Source organism: Reichenbachiella versicolor (assembly GCF_003171675.1).
In the GTDB taxonomy this organism is placed as follows: domain Bacteria; phylum Bacteroidota; class Bacteroidia; order Cytophagales; family Cyclobacteriaceae; genus Reichenbachiella; species Reichenbachiella versicolor.
The window spans coordinates 64,860-82,899 of the sequence record NZ_QFZQ01000010.1; the positions used below are offsets into that span (position 1 = coordinate 64,860).

The following is an 18,040-nucleotide window of genomic DNA, read 5'->3' on the forward strand; positions in this document are numbered from 1 at the left end:
CTCTTTCATAGTGGAAATTGGCGGGGGATTGGATTCTTACACATTCCTATTTTAATCTATTTATAATTCGTTTATGTCTAAAAAGAAGATAGATGATATAAAAACTGAATTAGCTAACGCACTTGGAGCAGAAAAGACAGATTTCAGAAGTGTTATGAAATTAGCTAATGAGCTATCAAAGTTTGATGAAGACTACCAGCGTTTTTTCATAGACGCAAAAACAGTTATTCATTTGGGGAGAGATAGTATTAAGGATCATACAACAGCACTTATCGAATTAGTAAAAAATAGCTATGATGCAGATGCATATAAAATTGAAGTTGAGATACTATGCGGTCAAAATAATGATTTAATAAGAGTTGCGGATAATGGATTCGGAATGACTAAAGACGAACTTCTCAATAATTGGTTGAGAATTGGTTTTTCAGGAAAAAGGAAATCAAAGGTTAGCAAGCTAGGGAGAAGGAAAACTGGTGAGAAAGGAATTGGGAGAATTTCAACAGATCGACTTGGTTCAAAAATTGAGTTAATTACAAAATCAGAATCGGGCGGAATTGTTGGCTTAAAGGTGGATTGGGATGAATTTGACGTTGAAGGGAAAGAGGTTTCAGATATTGATGTACAGATTACAAAACCAAAATCAATTAATGTTCCGAAGGACAAAAGGAATAAGGTTGGAACAGGAACAGAAATTCGAATAACTGGATTACGACAGGATTGGACAAGTTCTAATATTGAAGGATTATATAACGAACTCTCAGCACTTACCCCTCCCTTTAATCAACAGTCTGATTTCAAGATAGATCTAAAGAATAATATTGCACCAGAGTTTTCTGAGCCCGTTGTGTCTAAGTATTATAAAACAGCTGAAATTGATGTTTCAGCTGTGTTTGACGGGACGGACGAGGTATACTATTCTATAAAAGATAGGCATTCCAATAATGAGGTAGTTGATACCATTCCTCTGCAACAGTTTTATGCTAAGACGAAGGTAAGTGAAGAGGCTGAAACGCTTAAGTGTGGTCCAATAGAAGTAAGATTAATGTTTTTCCTAAGGGAATCCTCTTCGGTAGTGGGAACAGATTTTAGATTAAAGGATCTTAGAGAGTTTCTAGATAATAATGCGGGAGTAAAAATTTACCGAGACAAGATTGCCGTAAAACCATATGGATTTCCTAAATCTCAACTTGGTTATGATTGGTTGGGAATTGGTGAACAAAAGGCTCGAAACCCTGCAGGAGCAGGAAGAGGCGATGAATTTGCTGTCTCTCCAAATCAGTTGGTAGGAGCTGTATTCATTACTAGAGATAATAATGAACTGTTGACAGACAGTGCAGCAAGAGAGGGCTTAGTTGAGTCAGAGGGGTTTTATGATATGAAGGAGTTTGTTCAAGCGACAAAAAGGTTATTAGAAACTCATTACGGCAAAATATATCCTAGTGTTGAAAAGAAGAAGAGAGAAAAGAAGCGTGTACCAGCTCAACAAGAATCTGAACGAATTAAAGAGCGATTGACTCATGTTAAGAAGGAGTTGTCTAATATTCAATCGGAAATTAAGGCTGAAGCGGAGAGTGTTAAGCCATCACTCTTTTTAAAGCCTCTTGAGGATTCAATTAAGACAGTTGACGAAGTTTCAAAAGAAGTAGAAATAACAATAACTGACTTACTCAATTGGCAAAGAACTCTAAATGGGTTGGCTACTATTGGAATTTCATCTGCAGTCTTCGGTCATGAGACAGAAGGGTCTATAACCCAGTTTCAGGGGTCAACTAATACCGCCCAAAAACTATTAAAGATCACTCCGCCTAGGATTGAAAAGGCAATAACTGAATTGGATAAGTCACTCAGGTATTCAAAAAAGGTTGCGGCTTGGGGTGCATATGCGCTAACACGTGTTCAGAAAGAGAAGAGGACAAAGAGGAATATTCAGATTTATAAAACAATACAAAGTGTGGTTAAAGAGTTGAAGCCTGCTTTCGATGCTTCGGCTATCAATCTAACACTTAATGGGGAGAATTTATACAGTAGTACTTACCAAATGGATATTGAGACGATTTTGGTAAATCTATTGACGAATGCATACACAGCATCTCTACTCAAAGGTGGAGAAAGGAAGGTTGTCGTAAATGTCGACTTAGAAGAGAGAGAAGGAGTAAAGGGGTACTTTTTCTCGGTAAGTGATACAGGTCCAGGAATTGCCAAAGAGTTTGAGAAGAGAATTTTTGACCCATTGTTTTCTACAAAAACGATTGGAGCAAATGAGAGCAAGAGTGTAGGGACAGGGCTTGGATTAACAATTGTTAAATCAATAATTGAAGAGCTTGGTGGTAACCTGAGTTTTTCGAAAGATGTCAGCTTAAAGGGAGCAATATTTAAAGTGTGGTTACCTAAAAAATAATAACGTATGGCTGCAATAGCAATAATTGATGATAACCCAGATCAAAGTACTACGGTTCAGAACAATATTGAGATTGGGCTACTTGAATTGGGAAGTGAACTGGAAGTGATTACAGCAACTCCATTTCGCGAGGTTCAAGAGTATTTCTCTTTTATTCAGGATAAAAATGTTGTCGTTCTTATCTTGGATGAGAAATTGAATGATCAATCTAATGATGATGTTGGACCTGTAGAATACAAGGGAAGTCAATTAATTTCAATTCTCAGAAAACAGCTAAAGGATTTTCCAATATTTGCACTTACTGTAATACATACAGATGAGGATTTAACTAGTAAGTATAGTGAGTATGACGATATAATTGGCCGGAATGAATTTTATAGTGATTCAGAGAAGTACATACCTAAGTTTTGGAGGGCAGCGAAGAATTACATGAAGGAAAACTCGGATGCCTTCAGTGAATACAATCGTCTTGCTAGGGAGGTTTCAGCTGGTATTTCGAACCCAAATTCTATGAAAGAACTACAGGCTCTACAGGCAAAGTTAGAATTGCCATTTTCAGGGTTTGATGATAGGAATGCTTGGCTTAAAAAGTATGAAGAACAAATTAGCGAGCTAGAAAAATTAAATCAGCTTCTTAAATCAAAATTAGAAGATTCATGAATTGGGTTCAAATTGATAAAAAAAGTAGAGTCCAAAAAGATGGAGTTTATACGGATTGGAAACAACAGGTGTCCGATGATTGTCAGAATAGGTGCGTCTATTGTTCAATTCATGAAAATCCTTGGGGAGGGATTGATCACTATCACATTGAACACTTTAGACCCAAGTCAAAATTTAAAAAGCTAGAGAATGATATTACAAATTTGTATCATGCATGTCCAGTTTGCAACCGCTTTAAATCCGATGATTGGCCTAATAATCCGATTAATTTAGATGAAATTTGCTATCCAGACCCTAGTGATCATAACTATACAGATTTATTCGAGCTTGATCAAAATGACTTTACTTTAGTTGGGAAACATGTGGCGTCAAGGTATGTTGTAAATAGGTTATACCTTAATCGACCACAATTAGTTTATGAAAGAAGAGAACAAGTTTTAAAAATCCGAGCGGAGGAGTTAATAGCGGAAACCACTTCGCTTATTAATAAAACTGAGGATTTAACGTTGTCAAGGAAGGTCTCAATGCTATTAATTGAGATGTATCAACACTTAAATGTCAGGTCAAATATTGCGCCATATAGATTGATAGAGATTAGAAAGAAGTGAGTAACAAAAAGAAAATAGGCTCATTTTATACTCCCAGTTTTCTTGCGGATTTCATGGTTAATCATGTGGCAAGAAGTATGAGTAGTAGGAAAGAGTATTCTATTCTAGAGCCAAGTGTAGGAGACGGCATGTTTATCGAGTCGATACTTAATTCTTCTAAAGTTTACAATAAAAACTTAAAGCTCACTTGTGTTGAATTAATTCAAGATGAGTTGTTAAAAGTCATAGAGCTAATTCAAGATTCAGGTGTTGATAAATGGGAAGCTATTAATGATGATTTTCTTAACTACCATAAGGAGACAAAGGAATTTGATTTTATAATAGGTAACCCACCTTATGTGAAAAAGAATTTTCTTAACGCAGAACAAATTGTTAAGGCTAAAAAGGTACACTCAGAATGCAACCTTAAAGAGACATCATTTAAAAACTTATGGTCTGCTTTCCTTCTTAAATGCTCTTCAATGTTAAGTAACGAGGGGGTTTTAGCCTTCGTTTTGCCGTCTGAATTACTTCAGGTAAAATTTTCTGAATCAATTAGACAGTACCTAGTTTCAAATTTTGAACGAACAGAAATATTTACGTTTGATGAATTGATGTTCGATGCAATAGGACAGGATACGGTGGTAATTATTTGTTATAAAAAAGCAATTGAAAACGGACAATTTTATTGCCATGTTCGTAATCAGGAAGAACTCATCAAAGAAAAATTAGATTTAAAAAAGAATAGGTCAATAACAAAGTATAATACCAAATGGACGCATCACATTCTTGATGGCGATGAGATTGAATTTATTAATCAACTTAAATCTAAGTGCCTCACAACAAATGATTATTGTGTCTCGAAACCTGGAATAGTGACTGCGGCAAATAACTATTTTATTGTAGATGAAGCGACAGGCAACGATTACGGCTTAGAGAAGTTTTTAAAACCAATTATTCAAAAATCCATATTTGTCAATGGTAGTGTGGTTTTTGATATCGAAGACTTTAGAAAAATAGAGCGCATGGGAAAACCTTCTCAAGTGCTATGCTTAAAAAATGAAATTATTGATGGTGATAAAAGGATCAGATCCTATCTTGACAAAGGTGAAAATGAATTGATTCATCAAAGATATAAATGTCAAAAACGAAATAAATGGTATGAAATTCCAAACATAGGAATCCCTCCAGAAGGCATGTTTTTTAAGCGATGCTATGAATATCCTAAGTTTTTAAAGAATGATGCGGAGGTTTTAGTGACAGATTCTGCCTATCAAGTTCAAATGAAGGATGATTACTCAATTAATAGTCTGGTCTATTCATTTTATAATTCCTTTACCCTTCTTAACGCTGAACTTGATGGACGGTACTACGGGGGAGGAGTATTAGAGTTAACTCCAATTGAGTTTAAAAACCTCCCTATTCCCTACGTCGATATTAAGGAGAATGAGTTTGATGAGTTTAGAAAAAGGTTTGAGAAAAAAGTATCAATTGAGGAGGTTCTTAATGAGTATGATTACTTGATATTAAATAGAGTATTGAAGTTAAGCTCAGAGGAAATTGAAAAATTACAAGGGATAAGGAAGAAGTTACAAAATAGAAGGATGAGGATAGTCAATTGAATTAGGTGGTGAAAAAATGGGAAAGAAATCGAAGGAGTTAGATGAATTGAGAGATCAGTATAGCCTTCTGATTAATGCTAGAAATTTTCATTACGATAATTTCAACAAATGGCTAACTTACTTCTACGTAGCCAATGGCGCACTTTTTATTGGTTACTTACAAGTCTTGACTTCAAAAATAGAAATCGATACGACTCCTATATTGCTTGTTGGTTTTTTGGCAGGCCTATTGCTTTATTGGTCTAGTAAGGGATATTACTATTGGAATATTAACTTCATTTTGCTAGTCAACAATTATGAGAAACGTATTCTACGTCTAAAGAAGGGCAATCGGATATATTCAGTATTTGCCAATAAAAATGTTCAAAACAAGTATTGGTCTCCGATAAGCGGAGCCAATTACAGTACTTCTAAGATTGCAATTATGTTTGCATTTATAATTTGTGTTGCGTGGGGGTGTCTGCTATTAGATAAGTTGGACGTTTCTTTAAGCGGAAGGTTACTTAAGCTGCCAAATGAGGTTAATCATTGTATTGATTCTTCAATTTTGGTGATAGTCCTTAGCGCTATTACTCCTTTGATGAAAATCGGATCAGAAAAGATTACATCGAAACGGAAAACATGTTGGTTTTTAGCAAGTAATACAGATCCACTGGATGATTTAAAACTTAAGCAATAGGGAGTTACAGAATAGGAAACACATAAGCACGTCCACCATTGTAATCAATTACGTCAAGTGATTCGTTAGTAGGTTCAGTAAGATTAAGGTCATTCGGTACTTTGAATCTCAAATACATTTGAACTAAGTCAATAGTTGCATTTCCAGCTTCAAGAATAGAATTAAACCATTCTAGGTCTTCATTGGACTCGATCAATCCCGTTTGAAATTTCATTGGACGATGAAGTCCGTTTTTGAAAGTAACAGCACTTTTACGATATCTACCTTTATCTAGTACTATAAAGGACTTATTTTCAATTTCCGAATAGGCACTAGTCAATTGAGAACCTAATGACGCAAGTTTATTAGAAATGAATTTAATCCTTTTGTCAAGAACTTCATTGATAATAGAACTAATGAGTTCGGTTGACATAGGTAGAGTCTTACCCTCAGTATTTTCGAAAGAGTTGAAATCAGAAGGGTCATATAATGACCTCTCAGAAGTTAAAGACAATTCAGAATGGTAATTATCAATAATCTCAGCAAAGTCTTTTAGATTCTCTTTTGAATAGCTAAAACGTGTTGCTAGAGCTAAATGGATATTACCATCAGTGGAGCCATATATTGAGAAATTCTCTGGAGTTTTATTCTTTGATGGTTTCCACCCTTTTGATTTAGCAAGTAACCAAAGCCCTTCAAAAATTCGGGAAGGAATGAAGTATTGACCCATACTATTAGTTATGATGTAGTGGTCAGGAATTAGATCATCGATTCTTTTAGTCATTAAATTCGAGTTTATTTAAACTATTTATTGAGGTCGTTTAAACAGATTCTTACTCGATTATTAGCTTGTGCACCAATAAACCTTATTCAGTATGGGACTTGATCTAGAAAGGCAAAAAGAAATTGTAGTACATGTGCTCAAAAGATTGGGAGAGAATAGGCTATTCTTAGGAAGTGGCAACAGGTTATCGCTTATGACCAAAGATGAAGGTAGAGTTCTAATTTATACAGACGTTAAGTCCAAGATCACATTGTTAGGTGAAATTCCACACAATTGTTTGATCGGATCAGAAGATATAGAATTTAGCTATCGATCAGACCTTTGGGTTAGCAGCAATGGGAAAGGCATCTACCAAAAGAAGACTAGCGGAGATTCCGAAAAAAAGCCAGCACGATTTGATGGTAACGGAATCGCTACTACCATATTCTATGAGGAAGAGGGTCAAGAAAGTCAGTTGCAAGAAATCATTAAAAACTATCACAGCTGGATCAGTACGTTTGACGACCTAAATGATGTACGCAGAGAAATGAATTTAAAGTTTGGTCTCAAAAATAATGAGACCAAACCGTCATGATTAATTACCAGTTTCAAACTGTTTTAAAAAATCGATTGGAGGATCAAACACGGGGTCAAAAGGTTTAGTCTTCTCACTAAGCCTTATTAGACCTTGAGGATTCTTCATAAATGAGGCTTGAGAGTTTTCCATTAGGAATCCCGTTTCAATAAGATCAATAGGAGCGATAAACAAAAAGTCATGTTTCAGTAAGTTCAATTCTTTCCGATGAAAGATATGATCAATGATTAAGTCGGGATTATGTTCATCTACATAAAAGCAATAACTGGATACGAACTTCATATTGTCATGTTGGGTAACGAAAATTTGAAGTAGATACTCATTCCCCATTATTTTACTCATATCGAGTAGAACTCTTCCAATGTTGTATTTTAACTCAACTTCGGTTTCATTGTTCTCAGAATTGATATAGCCTTCATGAAAGGGATAAGGTGATTCATAAATATAACCTACAGAGAAACTATTTCTCATTACATCTTCATTATTAACCTCCCCAATCAGTATTTCGTAATGATCAACAGGGTCATTGTAACCAACGAACATTGGAATCAACTCATGACAAATTTCCCAAATGGATCTTTTAATTGAGCCTTTAATGTAATTGGAGATTAAATAATCACCACCAATAACTTCTTTCCAAGAATGAAACTTGGTATGTGTATAAAGTATCATAGAAACATTCTTAGTTAATAGACTTTGAAGTGAAACCAAGTTATCCATCATCATTTCTTCAAACTCGCTACCAATTAGGTCTTCATCCCCCGTTTTACTAATAAACCTTGCACAATTCTCGGTTATGATAGGTTGATCCAGTATCTCAGAATTATAATCACCAAAGATCAATTGGTAATGAAAACCATTATCCACTACATAGTTCTTAACTCTCTGGAGAAGGTGTTTGTGAAGTAATCCATATCCATAATAACCCGCAGGTAAGGTGTATTTCATGTCCTCAGATATTTTATCGTCCCTTTTGAGAATATGAAAATCAATTGGTGTGTCAATCAGAAGATTCAAAGTCCGTTGACCAGTTATAGCCTTTTGTTTTTTTCTATGAATTCTTTCAAGATGTTCATAAATGTACCTTTCGATGAGTAATGCTCTTTCAGTTTGCGTTGGGGCACTTACCGTAATAATTGGAGCAGGCGTTTTAAATTCAATTTCAAACCGTTGATCATAGCGTCTAAATTTTTCATTCATGATTCGAATAATTTTAGTTCATAAGACCACACCGTGTAGCCTTTTGGCATAATTAGGGCGGTTATGAACTATTTGAAATCAGCAATTTGAATCATGATCCTTGATGAATGAATGTGATTTAATTTGACAGGTACATTACGATTTTTTATTAGAAATTTCAGCCATTACACCGATTTCATGGAATTTGAGAATCGCATTTTTTTATTTCATCGTCAAGCATTTTTTGATTTCGATACAGTTTATGATGTGGTGAGTGTAATGGTGTAATGGAAGCAGTTGTATAGTTGGCAGAGGCAGTTTTCAATTACAGTTAAGGTAAGGGGAGCTGTAATCGTTGTAGGGAGGTTTGAATAAGAAAAAATCAAAACAACATTGAAAAAAGAAGGGGTGAGAATGTCAAAGTCTGGCATGTTCATTCACCAAAGGTCAAGCAATAGATTCTCAATAAGAATGACATAGGAGATCAGATAATTTGGCATCAAATCAAACAATAAAACGATGTCATATATCTCATACTATCAAGACGCATATGCAGACGAACCAAATAAGTCGGTCACATTGGAAGAGGTCGCAACTATTATTCAATCTACTGAACTAGAGAAGAAAACGAATAAAATCAGACAGGCTATTGAGAAAAACAATGGCAAAAAAGGCGATCAGATCACAGCTCTAAAGAAGAAATTACCAATGGTGAGTTTTGCAGGGAAATTTGCTAAACGCAAGTCTATCACATTGATAGAATATAGCTCAATGTTGGTGATTGATATTGACGATCTTGAATCAATAGAGGAGGCTGAGCTACTAAAAGAAGATGTGAAAAATATGAATCATGTGGCATTGAGCTTTGTCTCGCCAAGCGGTTTGGGGCTAAAAGTAGTTCACGTTGTCAAATATGATGAGAGCATCGACCCTTTTCAATTTCATAAACTCGCTTTTGAAACTGTCTCTAGAAGGTACCGGAGGTCGGGAATAAATATAGATGAGTCTGGAAAGGATATCACTAGGTCTTGTTTTCTGGGTTATGATTCAAATCTCTATTTGAATTTAGATGTGTCGCCATTAGAGTTTGATGCTAAAACCATGCTTCAAGCAAAACCATCGTCACATACACATTTCCACGAGCAAGAAATGTTAAGTAGCGATAGTGTTGAATACGTAATTACAAAAGGTGTATTAGGTTATTTGAACGACAACAAACTATCCATCACCGAAGATTATTTAAAATGGAGAAATGTTGGATATGGACTTAAATCAGAGTTCGGAGAAGAGCTAGGTCGAAGCTTGTTTCATGATTTCTCAAAAAGAGACCGATCGTACAATGCCAAAGAAGTCGATGAGCAATTTGATAAAGGAATGGAAGAATATCCTAATGGAATAGGGATCGGAACAATCATACAATATGCACAAAGGCTAGGCTACAAATACCCAACACTGGATAAGGAACACAAGAACTCTTTAGAGGTAAAGAGAGCAAAGAGCAAACTAGCATTAGCAGACATTCAAATTAGACTCAACTCTTTTAACAACTGCCGTGAGATTAGATATGGATCAAAGGATTGGAGAAGAATTGAGGATAATGATTTATGCGAGATCTATATAAATGTTCTGCATCGTACATATCGAAAAGCAGATTGTGATGATTTGCTCACGACCATTGCTATGTCTAATCGATTCGATCCCGTTAAAGACTATCTAGAGAGACTTGAAGAGGTTAATGGAGAACAGCATATATCGAAATTAGTTGAAACGATTGAACCTGCTAGCACCAAGGATAAAGAGATATTATACATCATGATCAGAAGGTGGTTAATTGGGCTGATTTCATCGTTAATTGAGGATAAGCAAGCCAACGAAAATGTATTAGTGTTAATCGGGAGTCAAGGCTTAGGTAAAACACAATGGTCAAAGAGATTATTGCCAACAGATTGGCAAGAGTATTTTGCTACTAAGAATTTAACTCCTGGGGTAAAGGATGATGAATTGATGCTTGGTCAATATATCTTAATTCTAATGGATGAACTCAGTTCAGTATTGACAAAGAAGGCATCTAACGAAGCCTTTAAAGAAATGCTAAGTATGGATAAAATTAGTCATCGTAAACCATACGCTAGAGAAGTTTCAAATCATGTTCGAAAAGCAAGTGTCATTGGAACATCTAATACAGATGAGATTTTGAAGGATCAAACAGGGAATAGAAGGTTTTTCCCGATTAATGCCAAGAGTATCAATTACAAGCATAATGTCGATATGAGGTTGGTGTTTGCGGAAGTATATCAATTGTATAAGAATGGTGAACGTGGTCATTTGACAAAAACAGAACGGGAGAAGCTAGATAAGCATAATTTGAAATTTGAAGCAACGAATCCGTATGTTGAATACATATCAAAGTTTTGCAGAATAGGTAATACTCCAAATATGACATGTACAGAAATCATTGAAAGTATCAATGAAACTACAGTGCAAGAGAATGGTAGAATGAGAGAATTGATACCAGTCAGGTACTCACAGCAAGTCGGTATGATATTAAAAAGTATGAGGTTTAAGCAAACAAGTAGGACTGTCAATGGAAAGACTAAAAGGTTATATGCGGTTAATTTCAATGCAGAAGGGTTTCCAGATTCAGAAACGAAACCAATTGACTCTTCAAAGCAGAGTAAACCAGAGGATATGAACTCAATTACTGACTTGATGAACTCAATGCCAGACAGTAATCTCGAAATGGAAAATAAAGAATTACAAAAAGCCAAAAAGAGAGAAGAGGATATGGAAACAAAAAAGCTTGAGCGTTTAATACAAAATGAAGAACAAAAACATAGAGAGTCTCAAAAACCAAATAGTAAGAATAAGGATCAATCGACTAGTAAGGATCAATCCAGTTCAAAAGACAATCCAAGTAATGATTAGTCAAATCCATTAAATACTATTCAATTAATTAAAAAACAAAGAGTAAAAAAAAGAACAATCAATATCTGGTAAGATTCTTTAAACAGATCATTCATTCTCGATACAATAATTAAAACAAAATATTTATCGAAGAATGAGTGATCTTTTGCTATTGCCACCATACCTGACTGAAGAGAGAATAAAAAAGATATCAAATGAAGTAGATGTTGATGTAGAAAGAGTCTTACTATTCTATAGCCTATTGATGTATCGTAACATTCATGAGTCAAATAAGTACGAGAAACCCTTTACCGAAAGTCGATTGACTGACCATCATCAAGTCCACTCAAGTATGCTTAAAATAATTTTCGGGCGTTCGAAATACAGAAAGACGATTGAGGTATTGATGAAAATGGGATTATTAAAAATCAACGATTCTTATTCCACAGGAATTCAAACTGATACCGTTAACAGATCAGGATATACAAAGAAATACAAGATACCAGAGATGATGCTAGATGTGTTTTATTCCTCTAGCCATATCGAATATAGATTGAAGTCAAAAAGAGTGCTAAAGGCAAAACAAAGGATGCTTAAAGAGATCATCATTGGAAGGCGTTCAACAATAAGGTTGTCTCATTCGGTTTCAGAAATATTGAAAAAGTCTCTTTCAAAAATTGACTCTCAATCATTACCGAGAATTGCGAGACACCATCACAAACTTGGACCGTCTATGGATACATTTGGTAATAGGATATTTTCATGTATTACAAATATCAAATCAGAATTAAGACCCGAAATCAGATATAGTGATATCGATGAGAAATTAATCGAGTTTGATCTTAAAACGTCTCAATTATACATGCTTGCCAACATTAGTGTTGAATGGGTAGAATGCGTATTGTCTAAAAAAGATTCTGAGAAGTTGAAACCCTTGATTGAGAAATTAATTACATCAAGCGGATTTCAGATGTTCAGAAATGAGGTTCTTTTTAGTCAAGATAGAGATGTATATATCGGTTTGGCAAAGCATCTTGGTATTGAAAGGAAAGAAGCAAAAAAGCTAACTTACCAGTTGCTTTTTGGAGCAACTCAGGTAGAAAATCAAAACGTGAAAGAGTATTTTGATAAGGAATATAAAGGCTTTACTGATATCATCGATGAGATAAAATCAGTCAGATTAGTCGATTTGTCAGATATCAAGATGTATTCAATTATGGCTATTGTATTGCAAAGAATGGAAAGCAAAGTTGTATTAGAACATGTTGTCAAAGAAGCTATTGATAGCGGGATAGATAGAATACTTACCGTTCACGATGCTTGGATAATAAAACAGTCTCAAGCAGATAGGTTTTATCATATTGCTATGTTAGTTTGTGAGAGAGTGCTAGGTACAAAGCCAAGAATTGAAATTGAGGACAAACAAAAAAAAAGAGCTCATAAGAGCTCTTCTACTTTCTCAAAATTGACAGCTACCGACTCAGGCAGGCATACTAACAGAGATCATTCGTTTCAGTTCAGTTCGTGAAAGCGACTTATCTTCTTTACTTGACTTTGGGTTCTCCAAGATGTTGAGCAATAGGTCAACCATTCCGTTTGAACTAACATTGATTGTTGATTTTACCTCTTTTTTGTTTTCCATGATTTCATAAAATTTGATTGTGAACAAATTGATTATGAGACAATTGTAACCAATCGACCAACATGACAAAATGGTTTAATGAAATTCTTAACACTTTGTTAATGAGTTAATTATAAAGAAGTAAAGCTTCAATCTTTTCGGTAGTGCTTGCAGATTTGAGCTTCTTTGCCAGTTTCCCAGGATCGTTAGATTGATACTTTTTCAGTACGTCTTCTACTTTGATCACCTTCGTTTCTATCGACTTTAAACAGTCTATGTCTAGGCAGTCTTTTGCATCGGATAAATAGTAATCCATAAGTTCAGATGCCTTTTCGACAATGGGGGCATTTGCAGTATTAGAAGAGTTGTACAAGTAGTGCTTTACAATAGGATTGTTATTTTTCGTAGAGTAGTGATAGTACTTTTTGACAAGGTTGGATTTGAACTCTTTCATTTGTCGAGCCTCTAATTCAGCTCCAGTTTCTTTCTTTGTTACCCTTCCATTTGAATACGTAGTCATTCCCGTTAAGTCTCCCGATTCGCTATAGGACATCCATTCGCCAGTTGGCTTACCATAATTAAACTTTCCTTCTTGGGCTACTTTTCCAGTTGATGGGTGATAGTATTTCCAATTTCCATGTTCTAAATAGTTCATCTCACTCTTCTCATAAAACATACCTTTGGATACAAGTTGTCCTTCCAGTGAATATCCTTTGACAGACTCAATATAACCTTGGGTATTATGATCTATTTGGAAATACATATTGGCAGAATCAGGAGCATAGGTAATTGTGTTTGTTTTCATGTTTTTGAAAACAACCCATTGTCCAATAGGAATGCCATCACTATCCTTTTCAATACCGCCTAAGTCTTCACCTGATTTATCATAGGATGTTGATTTTACAACTTGTCCAATACCATTGAATTCAAGAATATATCTGACTTGTCCATTGTTGTAGAATGTTGATAATTCGCCTTGTCTTCTATAGCTGTTGTCAGATGAATATTTCCGATGTTCTAGAGAGGTTTTGATGCCAGTTAGAGAGTCGTAAAGAGTAACTGCATGCAAATTGCCGTCGTAAATTGTCGACTCCTTTAGAACTCCTCTATCGGTGTATTTCATGATGTTTTTGAAATAGGGAATATTAGGATTGACTGTAAACTCACTCATCATTTCACCATTTGGATGATATGCTTTCCAATCACCAGAGTGTTTACCATCCTTCATGATTCCTTTCATCTTGATTTGACCGTTAGAATGATATAATGTTTTTAAACCTTCTTCAACTCCATCGACTAATTGATACTCAGCAATTAGGTTTCCTTTATCATCCCATTCTTTGTTCAAACCCGTTCGTTGATTTTCAGATTTGAGTTCTCCATTTCGATGATACAATTTGGCTTTGACTTGTTCACCGTACTCGTAGTAGATTTCTTGAGTGGGAATCAATCTACCTCTATCACATGACCATGCTTTGTCCCAGCCATGTCGCTTTCCATCCTTCCAATAGGACTCCGCAGTAAGTTTACCGTAACAATCCTTTTGGGAATAATCGGGCATGAAATAGTAGATTCGAACAACACCGTCTTGTTTACCATCATTAAATTCCTTGTATCGAATCAAATTTCCTTGAGTATCGAACTCTTTATACAAACCATGTTTTCGATAGGGTGGTGTATCTAACGTGGTGTAGAATTCGTGGATTTTGGTTTTGTACAGATCGTAGTAGGTTTCAACCTTTCTATTTTGAGCTGTTGTTTGAAAAGTGATCATGATTATCATGATCAGTAATTGATATTTGAACCTCATTGTCTTTGTTTTTATACCTCGAGGTCCGAAAGGCAGGTCAGAATCTATGATAAAAAAGAAGGGCGTGAACCTCTGCCAATACTATCAACTAGCTAGGTATCGCCAAACACCTTGAGGAAATAATACAGCATACAGTATCACACCCTATATCAGGGCGTGTACGAACTGTTTCTTCCTCTAAATTTTTGGCGATTTTAGCTAGTCAGAAACGTTAGCAACGCAATTCTTTATATGTCTATTTAAGTGACTTCTTTTCTCTTATCTATTGTACGTTTAGTTACTCAGCTAAATTAACTATTTACAAATGAATTGATTGTGAATCCTAAGTTGATTTGATGTCAATTATATAATTAAACAAAGAAGAGCATTTAATTAAGATTTATAATTCATGTTTCTATTGACATATTCTTAGTCAATGGTTTATTTAAACACATGGATAATGTTGCAGAAATCAAACTCATATACTCTTCTAAAGTAAAACCTTCAGAACGTGCCAAAGTGATATGCCCACAAGATGCCTACAAGGTCTTCCTCGAAACTTGGGATAGGAATCAGATTGAGTTTAAAGAGCAATTCAAGGTTATGTTACTCAATCGAGCCAATAGAGTATTGGGTATATATGTTGATTCGATCGGCGGAGTGGCAGGAACAGTCATTGAACTAAAGCATGTATTCTATGCAGCTATGAAAGCTAATGCCTGTTCAATGATTATGGCGCATAACCACCCTTCAGGTAATTTGCAATTCAGTACACAGGATATGGCTATTACAAAGAAGGCTAAACAAATAGGACAGTTCCTAGATATCAAGGTTATTGATCATTTGATTGTTACCACAGAAGGTTATAGATCTTCATCAGAAGAAGGTATCATTTGAGCCAATTTAGTCTTGTACAATCTAGCGACAGTTGAAGCTACAAACAGCTTACCATATCGAGTCCTCATTCCCATCTGATTCAGTTTGTCAGTAATTGTTTGAAACGTTAATCCAGTTTTCCTTAGAGCATAGGTCATTTCCATTGCCTGGACATTTGCGGGGTGTGTTGCAGCGTTGCGTTGTCTTACTTCTAATCCTCTTTGAATAGTCTTATTTGTTAAGTTTTGGGGATTGCCCAAGCGATCGCCTCTCAACTTTTTGATTTGCATAGCTCTTCGTGTCCGCTCAGATATCAATTCTCTTTCGTGTTGAGCAAGTACCGCCATGATACCTACAGTCAATGAATTAGCATCTGGCATATCAACAGCTCTAAAGTCAACCTCAGAATCTCTCAATTGAAATATGAAGGCTGCGTTTCTTGACAGTCGATCCAACTTAGCAATTAGTAATGTGGCATCGTTGATTTTTGAAGTCTCAATTGCCTCTTTGAGCTTAGGGCGGTTATTCTTCTTACCACTCTCTATTTCTATGTATTCTGCAACTATCGTGTCAGATGGTTTAACATAGTGACTAACCATGCTTTTTTGGGCTTCAATCCCAAGACCAGAGCTACCCTGATGTGCGGTCGATACTCTAAAATAAGTGACGTATTTCATATTGGCGATTTTATGTTCTATCAAATCAAACCAATCGAAATGGGATCGTGTCTACATTTTTCATTTTAACAACCACGGTTCTTAAAATGAAAAAAGAGCCAAAAGTGGCTGTCTCACACCAAATCTATTAAACGGTTTATGTACTAAGGGCAAAATCTAGTAGACAACTACCCATCAGTCGGAAATATGGATTCAGTGATTTTGAATGTCAAGTGATATCATTTAGGCTTTGGACAGTTGATTTCAAAAAATGAAAGAAAACGTGTGCACCCGTTTTAAATCATATGTCTATATCAATCTTAAAACTGGTTTAGTTGTCGAACCCCATGAAGCCTTTAATATCGAGTCTCTTGTACATAATTTTGGAAAATGGAACTTGATTGACACGTGTATAGAACCCTTTCTTTTCATTCCTCAGTACGGTTGATATGCTGCAATCCAGTATATGAGCGGCTTCTTCTAGAGTCACCAAGTCAAGGCGTTTAACTTTTGAAGAAATGGAGTCATCCAGCATGTCATGAAAAACTTCAAGTTTCATGAGCTCGGCCATGACAGGAATTAATTCTTCTCTAATTACCAATCTTACATGTTCGGCTATCTTGTTTTCAAATCTGTCTTCCATCGTTTTATGATTTTAAATTGAACTTATTTGAGAACAAAAGAATTGGTTTGACCAAGAATTGAAGACTTTCAAAATGTGTATAACTTCAAATAAGCTGGCTCAGAGAAACCATGCCTTTGTCGTATAGTGATCGACCATCTTTGTCTAACCTATGATGAATATGTTGGGCAAGTTTCGAATTGTGTCGGAAGTCATTAGGGATGAATGCTGCTTGTAATATTAGGAATTGCATCTCCGTAGACATATCATTTTCAACTTGGGTGTCGAAGTATTTGGCAAATTCAATCCTTGTGCCTCCAAAGAACCAATTGTAAACAGTGTTGTCAATCCTTGTCAAATTTGATTTGCTTAGGTATTCAGTTACAATATCAATGAATCTATTTGCTTGAAACACACTGTCAATTTGATTCGCCAGTTCAGACTCAGGATCAACATCAGGTAGTGCTTCAAAAACTCCATAGATTGACTTTAAAAAGAGATATGGATTATCGAGCATCTTTTCTCTTTTCAACTCTCTTTGCTCGAATTCATATTTGGAGATTATATTCTCTTTCAAAAGATCTTCCTCAGATTGGTTCATTGAAGGTCTTTTCTTCTCTTTCCATTTTTGAGGCTTAGAGAGTGGAAGAAAGTCATTGAATCCAAATAGATTCTCCATTTGGTAAAACAAATCAGTTGATTCACCTTCAAGCTTGATCTCCTTAAAATACTTCCAAGGATATCTAATCAAACTGATCCCGTACAATGCAAGGGCATCTATCAAAGTGTACCGGTAATCTCTAATAATCTTAGATAATAGAGCATTTGGAAGAGGTTGTGTATGATTATGAGTTTCTATCTCGATAATATGCTTAATCATGTCTACCTCCTTAGAACCGTCTCTTTCTACTAGCTCTTGTAACTCCTCGTTTGACTTAGCTCTACTATTATTAATCAAGGATGGCACCTTATGCTTTTCGCCGTTATAGTCGACGGTTATATAAAATGGTTCTCCATGTGGCTTTTTGGAAAGGTCTAGCTTTCGAGGATCAAATCCACTTCGAAACGAGTAATTTATTTTTGGTTCCATTAAGGTAGTTTTTAAAGACT

Annotated in this window: 15 protein-coding genes; 9 read left to right on the forward strand and 6 right to left on the reverse strand. The window is 35.4% G+C overall.

Annotated features, from left to right (window positions below):
* The first annotated feature begins 73 nt into the window (after positions 1 to 73).
* The 5 genes from DKG80_RS17995 to DKG80_RS18015 are packed head-to-tail and all read left to right on the forward strand — an operon-like array spanning position 74 to position 5,946.
* Positions 74 to 2,398 carry a sensor histidine kinase gene (locus DKG80_RS17995; RefSeq protein ID WP_109832769.1) on the forward strand — a complete coding sequence of 775 codons (2,325 nt, stop codon included), beginning with the start codon at positions 74 to 76 and terminating at the stop codon, positions 2,396 to 2,398.
* Between the two features lie 6 nt (positions 2,399 to 2,404).
* Complete coding sequence (locus DKG80_RS18000; RefSeq protein ID WP_109832770.1) at positions 2,405 to 3,058, forward strand: hypothetical protein; 654 nt, start codon at positions 2,405 to 2,407, stop codon at positions 3,056 to 3,058.
* Positions 3,055 to 3,666, forward strand: a complete 612-nt coding sequence (locus tag DKG80_RS18005) for an HNH endonuclease (RefSeq protein WP_109832771.1) — start codon at positions 3,055 to 3,057, stop codon at positions 3,664 to 3,666. The genes DKG80_RS18000 and DKG80_RS18005 overlap by 4 nt, the downstream gene beginning before the upstream one ends.
* Positions 3,663 to 5,267 (forward strand): N-6 DNA methylase, encoded by a 1,605-nt coding sequence (locus DKG80_RS18010; protein ID WP_109832772.1) that lies wholly within the window; start codon positions 3,663 to 3,665, stop codon positions 5,265 to 5,267. The genes DKG80_RS18005 and DKG80_RS18010 overlap by 4 nt, the downstream gene beginning before the upstream one ends.
* A gap of 16 nt (positions 5,268 to 5,283) precedes the next feature.
* Entirely contained in the window at positions 5,284 to 5,946 is a 663-nt protein-coding gene (locus DKG80_RS18015; protein ID WP_109832773.1) for a RipA family octameric membrane protein, read from the forward strand.
* A gap of 4 nt (positions 5,947 to 5,950) precedes the next feature.
* Here the strand turns inward: DKG80_RS18015 and DKG80_RS18020 are convergent, their stop codons facing one another.
* Positions 5,951 to 6,709 carry a hypothetical protein gene (locus tag DKG80_RS18020; protein ID WP_109832774.1) on the reverse strand — a complete coding sequence of 253 codons (759 nt, stop codon included), beginning with the start codon at positions 6,707 to 6,709 and terminating at the stop codon, positions 5,951 to 5,953.
* Positions 6,710 to 6,800: 91 nt separating this feature from the next.
* Here DKG80_RS18020 and DKG80_RS18025 point away from each other — a divergent pair, with 91 nt between their 5' ends.
* Positions 6,801 to 7,283 carry a hypothetical protein gene (locus DKG80_RS18025; RefSeq protein WP_109832775.1) on the forward strand — a complete coding sequence of 161 codons (483 nt, stop codon included), beginning with the start codon at positions 6,801 to 6,803 and terminating at the stop codon, positions 7,281 to 7,283.
* Here DKG80_RS18025 and DKG80_RS18030 read toward each other — a convergent pair whose 3' ends face one another.
* Positions 7,284 to 8,483: a hypothetical protein gene (locus DKG80_RS18030; RefSeq protein ID WP_109832776.1), complete on the reverse strand. Its 1,200-nt coding sequence runs from the start codon at positions 8,481 to 8,483 to the stop codon at positions 7,284 to 7,286.
* A gap of 498 nt (positions 8,484 to 8,981) precedes the next feature.
* Here DKG80_RS18030 and DKG80_RS18035 point away from each other — a divergent pair, with 498 nt between their 5' ends.
* Together DKG80_RS18035 and DKG80_RS18040 are read left to right on the forward strand one after the other, a co-directional pair.
* A complete protein-coding gene (locus tag DKG80_RS18035) occupies positions 8,982 to 11,387 on the forward strand; it encodes a VapE domain-containing protein (RefSeq protein WP_109832777.1) in 2,406 nt (801 codons plus the stop codon).
* A gap of 133 nt (positions 11,388 to 11,520) precedes the next feature.
* A complete protein-coding gene (locus DKG80_RS18040) occupies positions 11,521 to 12,894 on the forward strand; it encodes a hypothetical protein (RefSeq protein WP_109832778.1) in 1,374 nt (457 codons plus the stop codon).
* 220 nt (positions 12,895 to 13,114) lie between these two features.
* Here DKG80_RS18040 and DKG80_RS18045 read toward each other — a convergent pair whose 3' ends face one another.
* The gene (locus DKG80_RS18045) at positions 13,115 to 14,797 is read right to left on the reverse strand and encodes a toxin-antitoxin system YwqK family antitoxin (RefSeq protein ID WP_109832779.1); all 1,683 of its coding nucleotides are present in this window, start codon (positions 14,795 to 14,797) and stop codon (positions 13,115 to 13,117) included.
* Between the two features lie 432 nt (positions 14,798 to 15,229).
* Here DKG80_RS18045 and DKG80_RS18050 point away from each other — a divergent pair, with 432 nt between their 5' ends.
* Positions 15,230 to 15,673, forward strand: coding sequence for a JAB domain-containing protein (locus tag DKG80_RS18050; RefSeq protein WP_109832780.1), 444 nt, complete (start codon positions 15,230 to 15,232; stop codon positions 15,671 to 15,673).
* Here DKG80_RS18050 and DKG80_RS18055 read toward each other — a convergent pair.
* The 3 genes from DKG80_RS18055 to DKG80_RS18065 form a co-directional block, all read right to left on the reverse strand.
* On the reverse strand, positions 15,640 to 16,329 hold the full coding sequence (locus tag DKG80_RS18055) for a recombinase family protein (RefSeq protein WP_185140179.1): 690 nt from the start codon (positions 16,327 to 16,329) through the stop codon (positions 15,640 to 15,642). The genes DKG80_RS18050 and DKG80_RS18055 overlap by 34 nt on opposite strands.
* A gap of 310 nt (positions 16,330 to 16,639) precedes the next feature.
* Complete coding sequence (locus tag DKG80_RS18060) at positions 16,640 to 16,951, reverse strand: hypothetical protein (RefSeq protein WP_109832781.1); 312 nt, start codon at positions 16,949 to 16,951, stop codon at positions 16,640 to 16,642.
* Between the two features lie 85 nt (positions 16,952 to 17,036).
* Positions 17,037 to 18,020 carry a hypothetical protein gene (locus DKG80_RS18065; RefSeq protein ID WP_109832782.1) on the reverse strand — a complete coding sequence of 328 codons (984 nt, stop codon included), beginning with the start codon at positions 18,018 to 18,020 and terminating at the stop codon, positions 17,037 to 17,039.
* Positions 18,021 to 18,040: the final 20 nt, after the last annotated feature.